The sequence below is a fragment of the Streptomyces sp. NPDC127108 genome, from assembly GCF_042677545.1.
Lineage (GTDB): Bacteria > Actinomycetota > Actinomycetes > Streptomycetales > Streptomycetaceae > Streptomyces.
On sequence record NZ_JBHXTE010000023.1, the window covers coordinates 122,244 to 142,146 of the forward strand.

General features: G+C 73.1%; 17 protein-coding genes. 3 read left to right on the plus strand and 14 right to left on the minus strand.

Annotation, left to right across the window (positions count from 1 at the left end):
- The first annotated feature begins 146 nt into the window (after window positions 1-146).
- Window positions 147-404 (plus strand): hypothetical protein, encoded by a 258-nt coding sequence (locus ACFVHO_RS21075; protein ID WP_385716566.1) that lies wholly within the window; start codon window positions 147-149, stop codon window positions 402-404.
- 39 nt (window positions 405-443) lie between these two features.
- Here the strand turns inward: ACFVHO_RS21075 and ACFVHO_RS21080 are convergent, their stop codons facing one another.
- The 10 genes from ACFVHO_RS21080 to infC all read right to left on the minus strand — a co-directional run bounded on the left by ACFVHO_RS21080 (window position 444) and on the right by infC (window position 11,697).
- Window positions 444-986 carry an NUDIX hydrolase gene (locus ACFVHO_RS21080; protein WP_385716568.1) on the minus strand — a complete coding sequence of 181 codons (543 nt, stop codon included), beginning with the start codon at window positions 984-986 and terminating at the stop codon, window positions 444-446.
- Window positions 987-1,141: 155 nt separating this feature from the next.
- A complete protein-coding gene (locus tag ACFVHO_RS21085; protein ID WP_385716571.1) occupies window positions 1,142-2,491 on the minus strand; it encodes a transcriptional regulator in 1,350 nt (449 codons plus the stop codon).
- Window positions 2,492-2,761: 270 nt separating this feature from the next.
- Entirely contained in the window at window positions 2,762-3,916 is a 1,155-nt protein-coding gene (locus tag ACFVHO_RS21090) for a PP2C family protein-serine/threonine phosphatase (protein ID WP_385716574.1), read from the minus strand.
- A gap of 249 nt (window positions 3,917-4,165) precedes the next feature.
- Window positions 4,166-6,742, minus strand: a complete 2,577-nt coding sequence (pheT, locus tag ACFVHO_RS21095; protein ID WP_385716576.1) for a phenylalanine--tRNA ligase subunit beta — start codon at window positions 6,740-6,742, stop codon at window positions 4,166-4,168.
- On the minus strand, window positions 6,742-7,887 hold the full coding sequence (gene pheS / locus ACFVHO_RS21100) for a phenylalanine--tRNA ligase subunit alpha (RefSeq protein ID WP_385716579.1): 1,146 nt from the start codon (window positions 7,885-7,887) through the stop codon (window positions 6,742-6,744). Before pheS ends, pheT begins: the two co-directional genes overlap by 1 nt.
- A 169-nt stretch (window positions 7,888-8,056) precedes the next feature.
- On the minus strand, window positions 8,057-9,214 hold the full coding sequence (locus ACFVHO_RS21105) for an ATP-binding protein (RefSeq protein ID WP_385716582.1): 1,158 nt from the start codon (window positions 9,212-9,214) through the stop codon (window positions 8,057-8,059).
- A gap of 57 nt (window positions 9,215-9,271) precedes the next feature.
- Window positions 9,272-10,129, minus strand: coding sequence for a TrmH family RNA methyltransferase (locus ACFVHO_RS21110; protein WP_385716585.1), 858 nt, complete (start codon window positions 10,127-10,129; stop codon window positions 9,272-9,274).
- Between the two features lie 118 nt (window positions 10,130-10,247).
- On the minus strand, window positions 10,248-10,631 hold the full coding sequence (gene rplT / locus ACFVHO_RS21115) for a 50S ribosomal protein L20 (RefSeq protein ID WP_030356289.1): 384 nt from the start codon (window positions 10,629-10,631) through the stop codon (window positions 10,248-10,250).
- A gap of 105 nt (window positions 10,632-10,736) precedes the next feature.
- Complete coding sequence (gene rpmI, locus ACFVHO_RS21120; RefSeq protein WP_030356288.1) at window positions 10,737-10,931, minus strand: 50S ribosomal protein L35; 195 nt, start codon at window positions 10,929-10,931, stop codon at window positions 10,737-10,739.
- Window positions 10,932-11,037: 106 nt separating this feature from the next.
- Window positions 11,038-11,697, minus strand: a complete 660-nt coding sequence (gene infC / locus ACFVHO_RS21125) for a translation initiation factor IF-3 (protein WP_380853125.1) — start codon at window positions 11,695-11,697, stop codon at window positions 11,038-11,040.
- Between the two features lie 361 nt (window positions 11,698-12,058).
- Here infC and ACFVHO_RS21130 point away from each other — a divergent pair, with 361 nt between their 5' ends.
- Window positions 12,059-12,445, plus strand: coding sequence for a DUF1844 domain-containing protein (locus ACFVHO_RS21130; protein ID WP_385716589.1), 387 nt, complete (start codon window positions 12,059-12,061; stop codon window positions 12,443-12,445).
- A gap of 25 nt (window positions 12,446-12,470) precedes the next feature.
- Here ACFVHO_RS21130 and ACFVHO_RS21135 read toward each other — a convergent pair whose 3' ends face one another.
- From ACFVHO_RS21135 to ACFVHO_RS21145, 3 genes are all read right to left on the minus strand, one after another.
- Window positions 12,471-13,196 (minus strand): SseB family protein, encoded by a 726-nt coding sequence (locus ACFVHO_RS21135; protein ID WP_385716592.1) that lies wholly within the window; start codon window positions 13,194-13,196, stop codon window positions 12,471-12,473.
- A 105-nt stretch (window positions 13,197-13,301) separates the two neighbouring features.
- A complete protein-coding gene (mycP, locus tag ACFVHO_RS21140; RefSeq protein ID WP_385716595.1) occupies window positions 13,302-14,477 on the minus strand; it encodes a type VII secretion-associated serine protease mycosin in 1,176 nt (391 codons plus the stop codon).
- Window positions 14,474-15,955, minus strand: a complete 1,482-nt coding sequence (locus ACFVHO_RS21145) for a hypothetical protein (protein ID WP_385716598.1) — start codon at window positions 15,953-15,955, stop codon at window positions 14,474-14,476. Before ACFVHO_RS21145 ends, mycP begins: the two co-directional genes overlap by 4 nt.
- A gap of 1,589 nt (window positions 15,956-17,544) precedes the next feature.
- Here ACFVHO_RS21145 and ACFVHO_RS21150 point away from each other — a divergent pair.
- On the plus strand, window positions 17,545-18,747 hold the full coding sequence (locus tag ACFVHO_RS21150; protein ID WP_385716601.1) for an amino acid deaminase/aldolase: 1,203 nt from the start codon (window positions 17,545-17,547) through the stop codon (window positions 18,745-18,747).
- A gap of 81 nt (window positions 18,748-18,828) precedes the next feature.
- Here ACFVHO_RS21150 and ACFVHO_RS21155 read toward each other — a convergent pair whose 3' ends face one another.
- On the minus strand, window positions 18,829-19,785 hold the full coding sequence (locus tag ACFVHO_RS21155) for a DUF2510 domain-containing protein (protein ID WP_385716604.1): 957 nt from the start codon (window positions 19,783-19,785) through the stop codon (window positions 18,829-18,831).
- Window positions 19,786-19,903: the final 118 nt, after the last annotated feature.

A 19,903-nucleotide genomic window follows, 5' to 3' on the forward strand; every position in this document is an offset into this window, starting at 1 on the left:
TCGAGCGCCGGGTTCGCGCCGTTCACACGCCGTGTGCGCGGGGGGCTCGCATATGCCCTTCGCACACTCTCCCGCCCCGACCACCAGGCGAGTTGACTTTCCGTGCGCACAGGGGGGATGTGACGACTACCGAAAGGAGCGGACTCGTGACCACCGACCCCGAGCGTCCCGTGGTCCCGGAAGAACTCGCAGAGTTACGTCGCAGCCTGGACGTGGGCCTCGCCCGCGTCGACGGACGGCTCGCGTTACTCACCCAGAGCGACACACAGCACACCAAGGACCAGGACGACCTGTCCCTCCGGATCACGGCCCTCGAGCACAACCGGTGGCCACTGCCCGCCCTCGCCGCCCTCACCTCCATCGGGGCACTCGCGGTGGCGGCGTGGCAGGCCCTCGGGCGCTAGCCCGGGGGGCGGGACAGGCCGGGCAGCCGGACGGACCGGCTAGCGCGCGTCCTGGCCAAGACGCAGATGGTGCAGCATGAGGAGTGCCGCCGCCATGTTGGCGGCCGGGACCTCGCCCCGCGCCACCATGTCGGGGACGAGCTTCAGCGGGACCCACTCACGACGGTCCGACTCGAAGTCGTCCTCGGGGTGGCCGATGTAGGTTCCCTCGTCCGACCAGTAGATGTGGTGCCGGGCGTCGGTGAGACCGTTGGACGGCTCCACGCTCATCAGGTGCCGCAAGGGTCCCGGCCGCCAGCCGGTCTCCTCCTCCATCTCGCGGGCCGCCGCGTACGCGATCTCCTCGCCGTCCTCGACGACGCCGGCGGCCAGCTCCCAGCCCCAGCTGTCGGTGATGAAGCGGTGCCGCCACAGGAGCAGCACCTCGTTGGCCTCGTTCACGACCGTGGCGATCGCGACGGGCCGCAGGCGTATCAGGAAGTGATCGAGGTGCCGCCCGTCAGGTAGCTCGACATCTGCGAGATTGACGGTGAACCATCGATTTCCATACACAGTTTGTTCGCTCTGTTTCGTCCACTGCACGGTTCTGCCACCTTCCGCCGAATAGATGGCAATATCGCAGCAGGAGGGTGTTCAGAGCACTCCGCGCACGGCAGAGCGAAGTAGCACGTGTCAGGCGTGTCTTCGCCCCCGCTCCCGGCGGCGGCACAGAGGTCGCGCGTCGCCGCGCCGCACTCCTACAGCGGGACCCTCAGTGCGCCGTCGATGAGTTCGGCGGCCTCGGCCGTGCCCGCACAGTCGCTGCGCACCAGGTGCTCACGCACCGCCCGCAGCCGGTCACGCAGCCGCTGTGACTCCATCCCGCGCGCCTGTTCGGCCATTTCCACCGCCGTGGCCACCGCCTCGTCGGTGTTCCCCTGGCGCAGTTCGATCTGGCTCAGCATGGCGAGCCGGTGCACCCTGCCCCGGTCGTGCGCCGGGGTGTCCACCGCCGCCGCCGCGTGCTCGTGCGCTCCGGTGAGATCCCCGAGGCTGAGCAGCGCCTCCGCCACCTGTACGTTCACCAGGCCGGGTTGGACATAGCCCGTCTCGTCCGGCTCGCGCCCCCGCCGGATCCGGTCGGCCGCGACCTCCGCACGCCGGATGCACGACAGCGCGCTGCTGCCGTCGCCCAGGTGTGCGTACGCCTTGGCCTGCATCGCGTACAGGTCGGACGCGAGCGCCGGGGTGATGTCGCGGCCCGCGGCGCGCAGCGCGGCCTCGGCGAAGGCGACCGCCTGGCGGTACTCCCGCATGAACAGCGACTGGTTGACCAGGAGCGCGATGACGTAGGCGCCGAGTCCCCGGTCCCCGCTGGCCTTCGCCAGGCGCAGCGCCTGGTGGAAGTAGCGCTGGGCCAGGCCGTGCGCGTCCGAGTCGTACGCGCAGATGCCCGCGATGGCCACCAGACCGCCGGTCGCGCGGTGCAGCTGACGGCCCATCGCGTCGGTGTAGCTGCCCCGGAGCAGCGGCGCCGCCTCGGCGTTGAGGAATCCGACTATGCGGGTCCGCATCGCCACGCCGCCCGTCTTGCGGTACATCTGCTCGTAGTGCGTGCGGGCCGCGCGCATCATCTCCACCTCCGCCATGCTGACCGGGTGGCGTCCGCCTCGGGAGACGTCCACGTCCTCGGGCGGGTTCTCCCACTCCCAGACGGGCATCACGGCGGGCGTGCCGGTGACGGCGGGGGCGCCGAGCAGATGCGGGCGTTGCTGTTCGTCCGAGCGCCACAGCGCGGTGGCCCGCTCGACGAATCCGGAGAGCGTGGAGGCCATCGAGCCCTGCCGCGCGGCCGGGATGCCGGGCACGCCGAGGCCGATGTCGTCGAGCGCGACCGTGCGTTGCAGACGGGCCGCGAGGACTTCGCAGATCAGGTCCGGCACCTGGCCGCGGGGGCGCTGGCCCTTCAACCAGCGGGCCACGGCGGTGTGTTCGTATCTCAGCGAGAGACCTCTGGCCTTTCCCGCCTGATTCACATGGGCGGCGAGGCCCGCGTGGGAGATGCCCGCTTCGTCGAGGATCGCGTCGAGCAGGGTGTTGGGCTGCATGGATGCCCTCCGGTGGCTCGGTGCTGTCAAGACTAGTGGAGCCGTCTTCACACGGGGTGTGAACGGAGTGCCCGCATCCGGGGAGCGCGCGCTCTGCCGCGCCGGGCGCGCGGTCGGTTGACTGAGAGCCCTCACCAGGAGGCGGCCGGGCCGCCGGCTCCCCCTCATACAGTGCGGCGGCCCCTCTGTGGCGCCGTCCGATCGGCCGTCGTCTGCCCGGCAGTTCCGCGACGGCCCGGACGGCGCAGGCCGCATCGGGCCGGGCGGTGTTCAGCTCATGGTGCGGGCGCGCCGCCCGGTCTCGGTCGCCTGCGACGGCACGCGCGAGCGGTCGTTGCGCAGCACCAGGAGCGCGGCGTCGTCGGACGTCAGCCGGCCGATGTGGCGCAGGAGTTCGCCGTACACGGCGTGGATGACGCGCTGGGGTGAGACGGGCTGGGTCCTGGCGACCTCGGTGAGCACGGACTGCAGCGGGAAGAACCGGCCCGCGGTGTCACGGGCGTCCTCCATGCCGTCGGTGTACAGCACGAGGGCGTCGCCGGGCAGCAGCCGTCCGAGTCGCACGGGCGCCAGTTCGGCCGGGAGCGGGAAGGGGCCGAGCGGCGGCAGCGGGTCCCCGCCCGGCATCGGCTCGGCCCGGCCGCGCAGCCGATAGGGCCACGGGTGACCGCAGTTGAGCGTCGCTACGTCGCCGTCCGGGCCGATCTCCACGAGGAGCACGGTCACGAACTCCTCGGCGAGCGGGCTCTCCGGCGGGGCGGCGCCGCTCGCGGGGTGCTCGGCGCGGGAGCGCTCCCGCAGGTGCCGGGCGAGCGCGCGCTCCAGGCGCCGCAGGACGAGCGGCAGTTCGGGCTCCTCGTGGGCGGCTTCGCGGAAGCTGCCGAGGACCGCGGCGGCCGTGCCGATCGCGGCGAGGCCGTGGCCACGGACGTCCCCCATCACCAGGCGCACGCCGTGGTCGGTGGCCGCGACCTCGTACAGGTCCCCGCCGACGGACGCGCCGTGCGTGGCGGAGAGCCGTCCCGCGGCGAGCGCGAATCCGTCGACGCGCGGTGGCAGCGGCCGGAGCAGGACGTTCTGCGCGGCACCCGCGACTTCCCTGAGCTGACGCAGCTCGCGCAGCAACGCGCGGCGCACGTGCAGCACGAGGCCGGTGCCGACGGCAAAGAAGACGGCGCTGGTGACGATCCGCGCGCTCAGGCTGTCCTGTTGGGCGAGCGGACAGGTCAGTTTGTACGTGATGGCGGCGGCGCCCCAGACCGTGGGCAGGCCGAGCGCGAGTGCGCGGCGCAGCCGACGGGTGCGGGGTCGCTCGAACGACGTGGTGGCTCCGGGGCAGTCTCCCTGGGGAGTTCTCGCCCGAAACCCCGCCGTGCGGTGGGCCCCGGCGCTGCGACGGGGCGCGCGAGGCTTGATCCGGATCATGCCGACGGCCCCCTAAGGCCCAGTCCAGCGTGCGGGCCGTGTGCGGAACCGGCCCCCTACGGCCGAACTGATTCTGTCGACCGCATGGGCGGATCGGGTCAGATCACCGGAAGTTGTCACCCTAATGAGTGAGGGGCGTATCCGTGTCCACGGATACGCCCCTCAACTGCGCCTTCGCACACCGGTGACGCTTCAGCGCCACCGTTCGGCCCCGCCCGCCGAGGCGCCGGGGCCGGCGAATCCTCGGTACTACGCCCCGCGCAGCACCGCGCCGGTCACCTCGGCGGCACGCGCCACGGCCGCGTCGCGCGCGGCGGTGGCCTCGTCGACCGTCAGCGTCCGGTCGGCGGCACGGAAGCGCAGCGCGTACGCGAGCGACTTCTTGCCCGCGCCGATCTGCTCGCCGGTGAAGACGTCGAACAGGCGGATGTCCTCGAGGAGTTCACCGGCGCCGTCGCGCAGGAAGGCCTCGACGACGGCCGCGGGCACGTCGGTGTCCACGACGAGCGCAACGTCCTGCGTGGCCACCGGGAAGGACGAGATCCGCGGCGCCTGCAGGGTGCCCTCGCCCGCCTTGGCGAGCAGGTCCAGGTTCAGCTCCATCGCGCAGCTGCGGGCGGGCAGGCCGAGCGCCTTGATGACGCGCGGGTGCAGCTCACCGGCGTGGCCGACGCTGACGATCTCGCCCTCGGTGCCGTCCTCGGCGACGCCGTCGGCGTGCTCGACGAACACGTTCAGCTCGGCGCAGCGGCCCGGGTGCCACGGGCCGTACTGCCCCTGCTGGACGATGAGTTCGGCCCCGGCCGCGCGGGCCACGGAGCGCGCCGCCTCGACGGCGTCCGCCCAGTCGGCCGGTCGGCCCTTGCCCCACCAGCCGGCCTGCTCGCGGGCGCCCGCGAGGACGACCGCGACGTGCCGGGGCTGGTCGGGCAGCGCCTGGTTCTGCGCCGCGATCTCCTCGTCCGTGGGACGACGGTCGACGGGCAGCCGGGCCGGGAGCGCGACCTCGCCGTCGGCGGAGGCCTCGCGGGGGTGGAAGACCAGACCGGTCTCGAACAGCGCCAGGTCGTGGCTGCCGCGCCCGTCGTTGCGGCGCAGCGTGGCGAGCAGGCCCGGGAGCAGCGTCGTACGGAGCGCGGGCTCCTCGTCGGACAGCGGGTTGACGAGCTTGACGACGCGGCGGTTCGGGTCGTCCTTGTCGAGGCCGAGCTGGTCGAAGACCTGCTCGCCGACGAACGGGTAGTTCGGCGCCTCGACGAAGCCGTCCCCGGCGAGCGCGCGGCCCACCCGGCGGTGCAGCCGCTGCCGCTCGGTCAGACCGCGCCCGGCGGGCGGCCGGGGCAGCGTCGAGGGCAGGTTCTCGTACCCCTCGAGGCGGATGACCTCCTCGGCGAGGTCGTTGATCTCGGCGAGGTCGGGCCGCCAGGACGGCACGGTGACGGTCAGGGAGTCCTGTCCGTACACGTCGCAGCCGACCTCCTGGAGGCGGCGGACGACGGTCTCGCGGCCGTAGACCACACCGGCGACGCGGTCGGGGTGGTCGGCCCGCATGGTGATCGTGTGCGGCGCGGAGGGCGCGATGACCTCCGTGACGCCGGCCTCGGCGGTGCCGCCCGCGAGCAGCACGAGGAGGTCGACGGTGCGCTGCGCGGCGGCGGACGCGGCCTGCGGGTCGACGCCGCGCTCGAAGCGCTTGGCCGCCTCGGAGGACAGCTTGTGGCGGCGCGCGGTGCGGGCCACGGAGACCGCGTCGAAGTGCGCGGCCTCGATGACCACGTCGGTGGTGCCCTGCGCCTCGCCGGACTCCGCGTCCACCACGGTGTCGGCGATCTCGGTGTTGGCGCCGCCCATGACGCCCGCGAGGCCGATCGCGCCGCGGTCGTCGGTGATCACCAGGTCCTCGGCGTCGAGCACGCGCTTGGCGCCGTCGAGGGTGGTGAACTTCTCGCCCTGCTCGGCCCGGCGCACGCCGATGGTGCCCTGGACGCGGGAGCGGTCGTAGGCGTGCAGGGGCTGGCCGAGCTCCAGCATCACGTAGTTGGTGATGTCGACGGCCAGCGAGATCGGGCGCATGCCCGCCTTCTGCAGGCGGCGGCGCAGCCAGATCGGCGAGCGGGCGTCGGGGCGAAGGCCGGTGACGGTGCGCGCGGTGAAGCGGTCGCATCCGGCCGGGTCGCCGACGCGCACCGGGTAGCCGAAGGAGTTCGGCGCCGGGACGTCGAGCAGCGCCGGGTCGCGCAGCGGCAGGCCGTAGGCGGTGGCGGTCTCGCGGGCGACGCCGCGCATCGACAGGCAGTAGCCGCGGTCGGGCGTGACGGCGATGTCGAGGACCTCGTCGACGAGTTCGAGCAGCTCGATGGCGTCGGTGCCGACCTCGTGCTCGGGCGGGAGCACGATGATGCCCCCGGTGCCGTCGTCGCCCATGCCCAGCTCGTCGCCGGAGCAGATCATGCCGTGCGAGGTCTTGCCGTACGTCTTGCGCGCGGAGATCGCGAAGTCGCCGGGCAGGACGGCGCCGGGCAGGACCACGACGACCTTGTCGCCGACGGCGAAGTTCCGGGCGCCGCAGACGATCTCCTGCGGCTCACCGGTGCCGTTGGCCGTGCCGACGTCGACGGTGCAGAAGCGGATGGGCTTCTTGAAGCCCTCCAGCTCCTCGATGGTGAGGACCTTGCCGACGACGAGGGGGCCCTTGAGGCCCGCGCCGAGCTGTTCGACGGACTCGACCTCGAGGCCCGCCGCGATCAGCTTGGCCTGCACGTCGCGGCCGGTCTCGGTGGCGGGGAGATCGACATACTCCCGCAGCCAGGAAAGCGGGACCCGCATCAGATCTCCATCCCGAACGGCCGGGTGAAGCGCGCGTCACCCTCGACCATGTCTCGCATGTCTTCTACGTGGTGGCGGAACATCAGCATCCGCTCGATGCCGAACCCGAAGGCGAATCCGCTGTACTTATCGGGGTCCACGCCACAGGCGGCCAGCACCTTGGGGTTGACCATGCCGCAGCCGCCGAGCTCGATCCAGCCCTCGGAGGAGCAGGTGCGGCAGGCCAGGTCGGGGTTGCCCACGGACTCGCCCCGGCACACGTAGCAGACCATGTCCATCTCGGCGGACGGCTCGGTGAACGGGAAGAAGTTCGGCCTGAGCCGCGTCTTCATGCCCTCGCCGCCGAAGAGCGCCTGCACCATGTGGTCCAGGGTGCCCTTGAGGTCGGCCATGGTCAGGCCCTCGTCCACGGCGAGCAGCTCGACCTGGTGGAAGACGGGGGTGTGGGTGGCGTCCAGCTCGTCCGTGCGGTACACCCGGCCGGGGCAGATCACGTACACCGGGGGCTCGCGGTCGATGAGCGAGCGGATCTGCACGGGCGAGGTGTGGGTGCGAAGGACGACACCGGAAGCGTCGTCGCCGTCGGCCGCGGCCGCGCCGAGCGACCCCGGGTCGACGAAGAAGGTGTCCTGCTCACCGCGGGCCGGGTGGTCCGGGCCGATGTTCAGGGCGTCGAAGTTGAACCACTCGGACTCGACCTCGGGGCCCTCGGCGACCGCGTAGCCCATGGCCACGAAGATGTCCTCGATGCGCTCCGAGAGCGTGGTCAGCGGGTGCCTGGCACCGGCGGGTACGCGGTCGTGGGGCAGCGAGACGTCCACGGCCTCCTCGACCAGGACGCGTGCGTCGCGCTCGGCCTCGAGCTCGGCCTGGCGGGCGGCGAGCGCCTTGTTCACGGCGCCGCGTGCCATGCCCACGCGCTTTCCCGCGTCGGCCTTGGCCTGCGGGGGCAGCGCGCCGATCTCGCGGTTGGCGAGCGCCAGCGGCGAGGTGCCGCCGGTGTGGGCGGTCTTCGCCTCCTGCAGCTGGTCGAGGTCGGCGGCGGCCGCGAAGGCGGCGAGCGCCTCGTCCCGCATGCGCTCGATCTCTTCAGGTTTCAGTGCCTCGACCTCGACAGGGTCGTACGACTTGTTCGGTGCCGACATCTCTTCCCGTGCTTCCGGTTGACTGGCGGATGGTCCCCGTCGACTGGGTCGACTAGTCGGAGACGACTGGTCCTGAGATCGTCCCGAAAATGGGGACACAAAGGTGCCAACGTCCGAGTCTAACGGGGGTGCGGTGAACGCATGCGCCCGCGGGCGGCCGCGGCGGTGATCACTGGAGATACGCCGGGGCTCCCACGGGCAACGTAAATCGGAACTGGGCGCCGCCGCCGGCCGCGCGGCCCACGGTGATCGTGCCGCCGTGCGCTTCGACGATGCCCTTCACGATGTACAACCCCAGTCCCGTCCCGCCGCGTTTGCTGCCCCGCCAGAAGCGGGTGAAGACACGGCCCATCGACTCCTCCGGAATACCGGAACCCTCGTCGCTGACGGTGACCGCGGTGTCGGCCGCCCCCCGCACCCGCAGGGAGGGCGAGGGCGCCACGTCAATGGTGACCGTTCCCTCACCGTGGCGCACGGCGTTTTCCAGCAGATTGCTCAGCACCTGGTCGATCTTGTCCGGGTCGGCCCAGAGGTCGGGCAGCGGTTGCTGCACCCGCACCAGGAAGCGGTCGGCCTCCTGCCCGGCGGCGACGTGGGCCTGGATGTGCCGTCCGACGGCCGCGCCGATGTCGACGGGCTGGCGGCGCAGTTCGAGCCGCCCGGAGTCGATCCGGGAGATGTCGAGGAGTTCGGCGATGAGCCGCGTGACCCTGTTGGCGTCGGCGTCCACCGTCTCCAGCATCAGCTTCTTCTGGTCGTCGGTGAACCGCTCCCACTTGGCGAGCAGCGTCGCCGTGAAGCCCTTGACTGACGTCAGCGGCGAGCGCAGTTCATGGGCGACGGTGGCGATCAGCTCGGCGTGGCTGCGCTCGGTGCGGCGGCGGGCCTCGGTGTCGCGCAGGGAGACCACGAGGCGGCGCAACGGTCCGGTGGGCCGGGCGCGGACGTACCGGGCGGACACGAGCACTTCCCGGCCGCCGGGCAGCAGCAGGTTCCGCTCGGGCTGGGCGACCCTCGTGGCGAGGCCGCCGTAGGGGTCGGTGAGCTGCCACCAGCGGCGCCCCTCGAGGTCCTCCAGGGGCAGGGCCCGCTCGATGGAGGCGCCCATGGCGTCGCTGGCACGGACTGCGGTGATCTTGGCCGCGGCGGCGTTGAAGCAGATCACACGCCCCGTCTCGTCGGCGACGACGAGTCCGTCGGGCAGGTCGTCCGGGTCGATGCCGAGCTCGCCGGGGCCCGGGGTCGCCTGGCCCGGCTGGCCCGACTGGCCCGCGGGAGGGGACAGGATGTCCCGCACTCCCGGTGGTCTGCTCGTGCCGACAGTCATTCCCCGTATCCCCGCCTCTCGGAACCGGCGCAATGGGCCTGTGAGCCCGACACACTACTAGCCGGGGGTGACGGAGCGGCACCCTCCGGCGGCGCGCTGTGCACGGGCTGACGCATAGAGGCATACGGCTGCCGCGGTCGCGAGGTTCAAGCTCTCGGCGCTTCCGTGGATCGGAACGCGCACCACCGCGTCGGCGAGTGCGCGGGTCTCCTCCGGCAGGCCCCAGGCCTCGTTGCCGAAGATCCACGCGGTCTCGGTGCCCATGGTGCCCTGGTCCAGCTCGGCGTCCAGGTCGTCCGCCCCGGCCCCGTCGGCGGCGAGCACGCGTACGCCCGCGCCCTTCAGGCCGCGCACGGCCTCCTCGACGGGCACGCCCACGGCCACCGGCAGGTGGAAGTGCGAGCCGACCGAGGCGCGCACGGCCTTGGGGTTGTAGAGGTCGACGGAGGCGTCGGTGAGGATCACGGCCTCGGCGCCCGCGGCGTCGGCGCAGCGCAGCACGGTCCCGGCGTTGCCGGGGTCGCGGACGTGGGCGAGCACGGCGACGAGCTTGGGCCGCCCGGCGAGGATCTCCGCGAGGGGCACGTCGAGGAACCGGCACACCCCGACCAGGCCCTGCGGGGTGACGGTCGTCGAGATGTCGGCGATGACGCTCTCGTCGGCGAGGTGCAGGCTCGCCCCGGCGTCCCGCGCCGCGGCGACGATGTCCGCGTACCGCTCGGCGGCCTCGACGGTCGCGAACAGCTCCACGAGCGTGGCCCGCCCGTCCCCACGGTGCCCGGCGGCCTCCCGCACGGCCTGCGGCCCCTCGGCGAGGAACAGCCGTTCCTTGCCTCGGAAGTTCCGCTTGGCAAGCCGCCGCGCGGCGCTGACGCGCGGGGACCGCGGGGAGATCAGTTCGGGACCGTGTGCCATCGGGTCGCTTTCAGGTGGGCGTGCGGGGGTCCAGGGGTGCTGACGTTCCAGCCGAACACGACTGGACCCGCAGGCTCAGGGCCTGCGGGTCCAATCACGGCTCGAACTCAGTACAACGTCAGGCAGCCTTGGGGGCGTTGACGTCGGAAGGCAGGGCCTTCTGCGCGACCTCGACCAGCGCGGCGAACGCGTTGGCGTCGTTCACGGCCAGCTCGGCGAGGATCTTGCGGTCCACCTCGATGTTGGCGGCCTTCAGACCCTGGATGAAGCGGTTGTAGGTGATGCCGTTGGCGCGGGCAGCGGCGTTGATGCGCTGGATCCACAGCTGACGGAAGTCGCCCTTGCGCTTCTTGCGGTCGTTGTAGTTGTAGACGAGGGAGTGGGTGACCTGCTCCTTCGCCTTGCGGTACAGGCGCGACCGCTGGCCGCGGTAGCCGCTGGCCGCTTCGAGGATCGCCCGACGCTTCTTGTGGGCGTTGACTGCCCGCTTGACGCGTGCCACTTGTTAACTCCTTGTAGCGGGGCCGTGGTGGTCGTCACACGGCCCGGAAACGAATTGGTCCCGGTCCTTGCCGGAAGCCTCCGTCGCCGGAGGCGCGAGATCGAATCAGATGCCCAGCATCTTCTTGATCTTGGCGGTGTCACCCGGGGCCATCTCGGCGTTGCCGCTGAGGCGGCGCGTCAGGCGGGACGACTTGTGCTCGAGCAGGTGGCGCTTGCCAGCGCGCTCGCGGAGCACCTTGCCGGAGCCGGTGACCTTGAAGCGCTTCTTGGCACCGCTGTGCGTCTTGTTCTTCGGCATAGCGCCGTTCTCTCCTCGTCAGTGGCACTCCGATGCCCGGTCGTGAGACCGGGCATCCCGGAGCGTCATGTGTTCGATTGGCGATCCCTGGACTCGCGTCCGGGGATCAGGCCTCGGCGGGAGCCTCGGCCGGGGCCTCGACGGGGGCTTCGGAAAGCTCCTCCTCGGCGGCGTTCTGCGACTTGCCCGGGTTGGCCTTCGCTTCCGCCTTGCGAGCCGCCTGGGCCTCACGGGCCTCGGCCATCGCCTCGGTCTTCTTCTTGTGCGGACCGAGGACCATGATCATGTTTCGGCCGTCCTGCTTCGGGTTCGACTCGATGAACCCGAGCTCCTGGACGTCCTCCGCGAGTCGCTGCAGCAGCCGGAAGCCGAGCTCCGGACGGGACTGCTCGCGACCACGGAACATGATCGTGATCTTGACCTTGTCGCCCTGCTTGAGGAACCGGACGACGTGACCCTTCTTGGTGTCGTAGTCGTGCGGGTCGATCTTCGGCCGGAGCTTCATCTCCTTGATGACCGTGTGCGCCTGGTTCTTGCGCGCCTCACGGGCCTTCATGGCCGACTCGTACTTGAACTTCCCGTAGTCCATGAGCTTGCACACGGGCGGACGGGCGTTCGCCGCGACCTCGACCAGGTCCAGGTCGTACTCCTGCGCAAGCTCCAGGGCCTTGGCAAGCGGGACAATCCCGACCTGCTCGCCGCTGGGACCGACAAGTCGCACCTCGGGAACGCGAATCCGGTCGTTGATGCGGGGCTCGGCGCTGATGGATCCTCCTCGGTAGCACCACGCGACCGTCTGGCGGACAGCCGCGTTACGTCTGTTTTCTCGACCAACCGCGCCGGAACACAAAAAATGCCCCGGACTGATCACAGAAGGGGCTCCAAATGAATACCGGAGCACCTCCGTGATGATCACGGGGCGCATCGGGCGGTGCATCACGCGCTGCGCGGTGTCCGCCTGACCGGTGACCCGCCGCTCCGTGGAGCGGCCAGGTGGGAGATCGGAGCCTCCACTTGTGGGCCGGACGCTTGCGTTGGCACGCGGGTGTCCAGCCGGTCGTTACACAAGGTTAGCAGGTCCCGGGGGGTGGGGCTAACCGCCGGGACACGGCTCTAGGGTGAGGGGCATGAGTGACACGAGTCCCGCGGCGACCCCCGCATCCCACGACGCACCCCAGAGCCCCGGCTTCGACGCCATGACCCGCGACATCGCGGACGTTCCCGCGGTCGAGGTGATCACGACGGTCGCGGTGCACCTGATGAGCGCGGCGGCGGTGAACCTGGGCCTCGCCGAGGAGGGCGAGGCCCACAAGGACCTGGACGAGGCCCGCAAGCTGATCCAGGCGCTCGCCGGTCTGATGGACGCGAGCGCGACGGAGATCAGCTCCTTCCACGCGGCGCCGCTGCGGGACGGTCTGAAGTCGCTGCAGCTGGCGTTCCGCGAGGCGTCCCTGGTGCCGGACGAGCCCGGTCAGGGCCCCGGCGAGAAGTACACGGGCCCCGTCTTCGGCTGACGTCCCGCCGCACCGCACCCACGCGTCAGCGTACGTAGAGGGGCTCGCCCGGTGGCGTCGCCTCGGCCGGCAGCACTGCCAGGTCGAGGCCGCGCACCAGGCGGGCCCTCAGTGTTTCGTCGGCCGCGAGCGCCTCGGCGACGCGCTGGGCGGCGGCCTGCGTGGCGGCGGGGTCCAGGACGAGGGCGAGGGTGCCGTCGGCCGTGCCGGGGCCGAGGTGCGCGCGCAGCACAGCGGGCTCGGCGGCGACGACGGCGCGCACCGCGGCGACGACGGCCGGGTCCGTGAGCGGGTCGGCGCTGTGGCGGCCCTCGGCGAGGGCGATCAGGGCGGGCCGGTTCAGCTCGTACGGGACGGGGCCCGCGAGGTCGAGCACGATCGTGTCGGCCTTCTCGTGCGCGGCGGCCTGCAGCGCCTGGTGCATCGGTACGGCGACGGGGCGGGCCTCGGGGTCCCACAGGGCCAGCGCCTCGGTGGAGGTGAAGGCGGGCAGCGCGGTGCGGTGCCCCGCCTTGAGGGTGGGCACGGCCATGTCGCTGGTCTTCTCGCGCCGCAGCCCCTGCTCGTCCTCCTCGACCTCACCCAGCACGGCGACGACGGGCACGAGGAGCCGGGCCCCCGCCAGCGCCTCGAGCACCGGCCCGTGCGCGCTCCGGTCCTCGGCCCAGGCACCGAGCGCCGCCCGCAGCGCGGGGTCGGCCGACCCGTCGTCGTCGGAGAAGGGGGAGTCGGGAATGTTCTTGTTCACCACGGTCCGACCCTAGCCCGCCGTGGGACGGCGCTCGCGGGCCGCCCTCCCGCGCCGCCGGGCTCCCGCACCGGCACCCGAGGCCACCCGCGCCTGACAGCACCCGCCCTACCGGCGCGCCGACGCCGCCCGTCCCCGCCAGAGCCAGACCCCCGCCGCCAGCAGGGCCACTCCAAGACCTCCGGCCAAGGGACCGACCCAACCCGCGGGGCCGTCCTCCTCCGGGGCCTTGTCCGGGCCGGGGCCGAAGTACTTCTCGGTGCGAGCCGTCGTCCGTAGCGACTGGGGCTTGATCCTGTCGGCGCGGGCGAGTGCCGCGACCGGGTCGATGAGGCCGAAGCCGCGGGAGTCGTCACGGCCGCCGGCCGGGGTGTCGCGTGCGGTGTCCCGCAGGAGCTGTTTGATCTCGGCGGGGCCGAGGCCGGGGTGGGCGGCGCGGATGAGGGCGACGGCGCCGGAGACGAACGCGGCGGCCGCGCTCGTGCCCCAGCCCTCGTAGTACCTGCGGTTGGGGTCGGCGATCACGACGTCGTCGCCGGGCGCGGCGACGGTGGCGTACCAGCGGCGGGTGGAGAAGGGGGCGCGCACGCCGTTGCTGTCGACGGCGGTGGCGGCGATGACTCCGGGGTACGCGGCCGGGTACGAGATGTGGTCGCCGCGTTCGCCGCCGTTGCCCGCGGAGGCGACGACGACGGCGCCCTTGCGCAGCGCGTACTGGACGGCGGCGTCCTCCGTCGGCTCCGGGTGGGCGGACTTGGAGTCGTCGCCGAGGGAGAGGTTGATGACGTCGGCGCCGTGGTCGGCGGCCCAGCGGATGCCTTCGGCGAGGGCGTTGCCGCGGGTGGAGCGGGCCTTCTTGCGGGCGGGGTCGCCGTCTTCGAGGATCACCCGGACCGGCAGGATGCGGGCCTCGGGGGCGATACCGAGGACACCGTCGCGGCGGCCCGGGCCGTGCCCGTGACCGGCGACGATCCCGGCCATGGCGGTGCCGTGCCGAGCCCAGGACTTGTCGCCGCGGCGGGCCCCGAAGCCGACCATGTCCTTGCCCGTCCTGACGTTGCCGACGAGGTCGGGGTGGGAGGCGTCGACGCCGGTGTCGAGCACGGCGACGGTGATGCCCTCGCCCTTGGTGGTGCGCCAGGCCTGGTCGGTGCGCATCACGTCGAGGGCCCACTGCTGGGCGCGGATGCCGTCGTCGGCGTACGCGGTGGTGGTGGCGGGCAGCAGCACGCAGGTCGCGGCGAGGGCGGTGATTGCCGCTTTGCGCATTCCACGCGGGGTCATGAGGACTTCTCCGTGGCCGCGGTGACGGTTTTGCGCAGTCCGCGCTCGACGCGGTCGGCGATGCCCTTCGCGTCGTTGCCGAGGCCCGCCTGGGCGGGGGCGGAGGTGGCGCCCACCTTCATGGCCTCGGCGGCGGGCTCCGGGTCGGTGACGGCGCGGCCGTCGGCGAAGCCGGAGACGGCGTAGGCGACGACGGGGGCGTCGGGCAGCACGGACAGGGTCCAGGTGGCGCGCTGGAGGTCGCCGAAGTCGGCGGCGGGGGTGCCTTCTGCCGCGTACGGACGGGGCATCAGGTCCGGCCGGGAGTCGAGGCCTTCCTCGGTGAACCGGGTGCGCAGGGCCCGCATCGCCTCGGCGTCCGCCTTCGTGAACAGCAGGCCGACGGTGGTGACGTGGCTGCGGGTCGCGTCCGCGTAGGTGGCGCGCAGCAGGCGCAGGCAGCCCGCCGGGGCGAGGGCCTTGCGCAGCAGCGGGTCGAAGGCGTCCTTGCAGGTGCTGTCGGGGGCGACGGCGACGCGGTTCCAGGTGCGGTCGGCGCCGCCGGGGCCCGCGCCCTCGCCCTTGATCGAGGGCGGGAACAGTTCGTCGACGGGCACGCTGTGCCAGAGCTCGCCCGCCTCGACGTACGCGTTCCGCGAGCTGCCCGCCGCGTCCGACTCCCCCGTCAGCCAACTCCCCGTGGCCGCACCGCCGATGAGCCCGAGCCCCAGCACGACACAGGCCGCCGCGGCCGCCGCCCGGGGCCGTACCCAGGCGCCGACGGGGCGCAGCCGGGTGGTGGTGTCGTCGTACAGCGCGGGCCGCGCCAGAAATACGAAGGGGCGCCCCGTGTCGGGCCCCGGCGTCAGGTCCACGGCCCCGACGGCCCGCCGCGCGGCGAAGCCACGCCCGACCCCCGTCCCGGCGCCCGTGACACCACTCGCACCACTCCGGCCTCCCGGCTCGACACCGGGCCGGGTCGGCGGCGCGGTGAGGCCGGTCTCCGCGCCGACGCTGCCCGTGCGCGCGAAGGGAACGGAGCCGCCCGGCTTGGGCTGCGCACGGCCTGCCGGGGCGGTTGGGGGGGTGGCGGCGCGGGGGTCTCCGGCCGGAATGGTGGTCTCGGTACGTCGACGCTGCGCGCCAGGCGCGGGGGCGGTGGCTTCGGCACGCGGGGCGGTCGTGTCCGGGGCGGGGGTGGTGCGGGGGCTCGGGGTCTTCGCGACCGGGGCGGGGGTGGTGGTACGCGGGGCCTTCGCGTCCGGGGTGGGGGCGGTGGTGGTACGCGGATACCTGGCGCCCTGGGCCGGGGGGGTGCCGGTACGCGGGTCCCGGACGTCCGGAGTCGGGGTGGCGGCGGTGCGGCGGTACTGCGCGCCCGGCGTGGTACCGGCGGCGGCTTCGACGCTCGCGTCCCTCGCCCCCGAAGCAGGGGCGGTGGAGGGACGAGGGTCCCGGGCACCTGGGACCGAAGTAGCGGCGGCAAGCCGGTCCTGCACACCCGGAGCAGTACCGGCAGCGGCCTCGGCACGCGCATCTCCCGCGCCCTGAGCCGAAGCAGTGGAGGTACGCACATCCCGCGCACCCGGGGCCGGGGCAGCGGCGTTACGGCGATCCTCCACACCCGGCGTAGCACCGGCCGCGCCTTCGGCAGGCACATCCCCCGCACCCTGAGCGGGAGCGATGGAAGTACGCAAGTCCCGCGCACCCGGGGCCGCAGCGACGCCAGTACGTCGGTCCTGTGCCCCCGGTGACGAGGCGGCATGCCGGTCATGGGCGTCCGGCACGGACGCGGTGGCGGGAGGGCTCGTCGGGCGTGCGGGCATCCCCGGGGCAATGGTCGGCATGGCGGGGATGGCGGCGGCCCGGGCCTCCGTCGGGCGCGGACGCGAAGTCGGCACAGCGGGGAGCGGGTTGGGGATGCTCGACGGCGGCGGTACGGGCGCGGTGCCGCTCGTTTCCGCGGTAGTCGAGGCCGGGCTCGCGGCGGGCGGCGACACCGACGGCGGCGCGTCCGGCAGGCGTGCCGAGGCGGGCGGAGGCGGCGGTGTGTCCGGCGCCCGCTCGGCGACGGCGTCCTCCCGCGCGGGCCTCGGCAACCGCACCCGGTCGAACGGCGCCAACAGGTCCGCGACCAGCGCGTCCTGGTCGTCCACCGACGGCTCCTCGTCGAGGTCGGCACCGCCGCCCGGCCCGGCCGCACCACCGGCGCCGACCGTGCCCGCGGCGCCGGACGCGCCGGAGCCGTCCTCCATACCCCGCAGAGACGTATCGCCATGGGACGGACCACGGGACGAACCACCGGCCGGGGTCTCGCCCGACCCGCGCGTCACGTCCCCACGCGCCCTCGGCGGACGAACGTCGGGAAAACGCGCGGTCGCGGCCGGAGGCGGCGGCTCCGTCGGGACGGGCGGAGCGGACGGCACAGGAGGAATATTCGAGGCGGGACCGCTGCCGAACTGGCCTGCGCCAGAGCCGGAGGCAGTGGCGGTGGGCCCGAAGGGCGCCGCATCAGGGCCGGAGGCCGAGCTGCCCGAACCAGAGGCCGCCCTGCCCGGGCCGGACGTGGCCGCAGCGGAACCAGCAGAGGCCGCCCCGGGCCCGGAGGCTGTGGTCACAGGGCCGGAAGCCACGCCGTCCGACCCCAAGGCCGCCCTGTTCGGGCGGGAACTGGCGGCAGCGGAGCCGATGGATGCCACCCCGGAACCCGTGGCCGTCGCCGCGGAGCCGGAGCCGGATCCAGAGGACAAGCCGTCGTCAAGGCAAGCGGTCGTCCCCTCCGAAGCCGGATGCGTCCCCGTTGGGCCGGATGGAGCAGCGGGTGAAGGCGGCGTGGTGGGTTCGGGTGAGGGGGTGGTCGCGGGGCGTGCGGGTGGTGGCACCCGTGGTGGGGTGCCGGGACGTGGGGGGACGGGGGGCCGTCGCGCCTCCGTGCTCATGCACCCCCCGTTCCGTCGCGTCGCGCGCTCCCTGCGTGCGCGTCACTCTACGGGCTGACCCGACACCCACGGGCATCAGTCCGTGGCCCCGGGGGATCTGCCCGGATCATCCCCTACCCTGCGGTAGCCACGTCTGGCAGGCTGCGTTCATGAGAGGCCGAGCCGCAGACCGGGCCCGTTACGACCGGGCCACCGCGCACCTCGACGCGCCGCTCGCCGTCGTCGACCTGGAGGCGTTCGACGCGAACGCCGACGACTTGGTGCGGCGGGCCGGGGGCAAGCCGATCCGGGTGGCGAGCAAGTCCGTGCGGTGCCGGGCGCTCCTTGAGCGGGTGCTCGCCAGGGACGGCTTCGCGGGCATCATGTCGTACACCCTGGCGGAGTCCCTGTGGCTCGCCCGTTCCGGCTTCGGCGACGTCCTGCTCGCCTACCCCTCCGCCGACCGTGCCGCCTTCGCGGAGCTGGCCGGGGATCCCAAGCTCGCCGCCGCCGTCACCGTCATGGTCGACGACCCGGCGCAGCTGCGGCTCATCGACGACGCCCGCGACGGCGGCCGTGAAGAGGTCCGGGTCTGCCTGGAGTTGGACACGTCCCTGCAACTGCTGGGCGGCCGGGTGCGGATCGGGGCGCGGCGCTCACCGCTGCACGAGCCCGCGCAGGTCGCCGCCCTGGCCCGGGCGATCAGCAGGCGGCCCGGGTTCCGGCTGGTGGGCGTGATGGCGTACGAGGGCCATGTGGCCGGGGTCGGGGACGCCGTCGAGGGGCATCCGGCCAAGTCGCGGGTCGTGCGGATGATGCAGGCCACCGCCCGCAAGGAGTTGGCGGACCGCCGTGCGGCGGCAGTGCGCGCGGTCCGGGCCGCCGCCCCCGGCCTCGAGTTCGTGAACGGCGGTGGCACGGGCAGCGTCCAGCACACCGCCGCAGAGGCCGCGGTGACCGAGATCGCCGCGGGTTCGGGGCTCTACGTGCCGCGGCTCTTCGACAACTACACGTCGTTCAGCGGGCGTCCGGCCGCCCTGTTCGCCCAGCCGGTCGTGCGCAGGCCGGGACCCGGTGTGGTCACGGTGCTCGGCGGCGGCTATCCGGCGTCGGGCGTCGCGGGGGCCGACCGCTCCCCGGTGCCGTATCTGCCGGACGGGCTGCGGTACGACCCGCAGGAGGGCGCGGGCGAGGTGCAGACCCCGCTGCTCGGTCCGCCCGCGGACGATCTGCGCATCGGGGACAAGGTGTGGTTCCGGCACGCCAAGGCCGGTGAGCTGTGCGAGCGGTTCGAGAAGCTGTATCTGGTGGAGGGTGACCGGGTGACGGGGACCGTGCCGACGTACCGCGGTGAGGGCCACACCTTCCTATAGCCCTTCGGACTCCTCCAATAGCCCTTCGGACTCCTCCAGCCCTTCGGGCCGCCTCGAAGGCGGCCCTTCCGCGGCTCCGCCTCACGGCGTCGGCTCGACGCTGTTCCCCACTCCCCCGCCCGTCTCGCTGTCCCCCACCGGCCTGATGCCCTTGATGACCTCGTCGATGTCGGACAGCGGCGGCGCGCCCTTCGCCGCGTCGATGGTGAAGCGGACGACGACCATCGCCTCGGACCCGGTGCTCGACGGGAACGCGAGGGACTGGACGTACCCGCCGGGGCCCTTCTCGGTGTGGACGCGCCAGCGCACGAAGTAGCCGCTGCGGCCGCCGACCGCGACTGTGCCCGCCTTGACCTGCTGGTGCCGGGTCATGCCGCCGAACGGTTCGCGGCCGATGGAGTCCTCGTCGTACGCGGCGTCGACCGCGTCCTTGATGTCCTTCTTGGCGAGCTTCTCCGGTGAGCGCTCGTCGGTGCCCGTGGCCGTGCTCGACGTGATCTTTCCCTGGCGGCAGAGGCCGGGGTCGCCGGGGCAGTCGTAGGTGTCGGGGGTCTGCAGGGTGAGTTCGTCGCCGACGGTGTTCTCGGCCTTCTCCCAGCCGTTCGGCACCGGCAGTGTGATGCCGTTGAGCTGGTCGACGAGGGTGTCGGGGTCCTCGTCGGGCGTGGAGGTCTCCGGCGCGGGGGTGGACCGCGTCGGGCTCGGGGTGTCCACCGCCGAGGTCGTGGGGGCGGTGCTGCCCTGCGGGTCGCCGTCGTCGCCCTGGAGCACGACGACGCCGGTGACGATGGAGGCGACGAGGACGGCACCGGCGGCGCAGATGGCGACGGTCTTGGCACGGTTGCCGCCGTTCCCGCCGCCCGCGGGCACCGGCTGGATCACGGTGGTGGCGAAGCCCGGCTGCGGCTGCGGCGGTTGGTACGCGGCGGGGGCGGCGGGCGCGCGCCGGTGCTCGGTCCACGCGGCCCCGTCCCACCAGCGCTCGGTGCCGGGCGTCGACGGGTCCGGGTACCAGCCGGGAGGAGGCGACATGCTCATCCCGGCACTCTAGGACGTGGCCGGAAGCCACGACCAACCCGATCGGGCCGGGCTCCGTGCGGAACCCGGCCCGTCACCGGCAGTCCGGTCTCAGTACACCGAACGGTCCTGGTACACC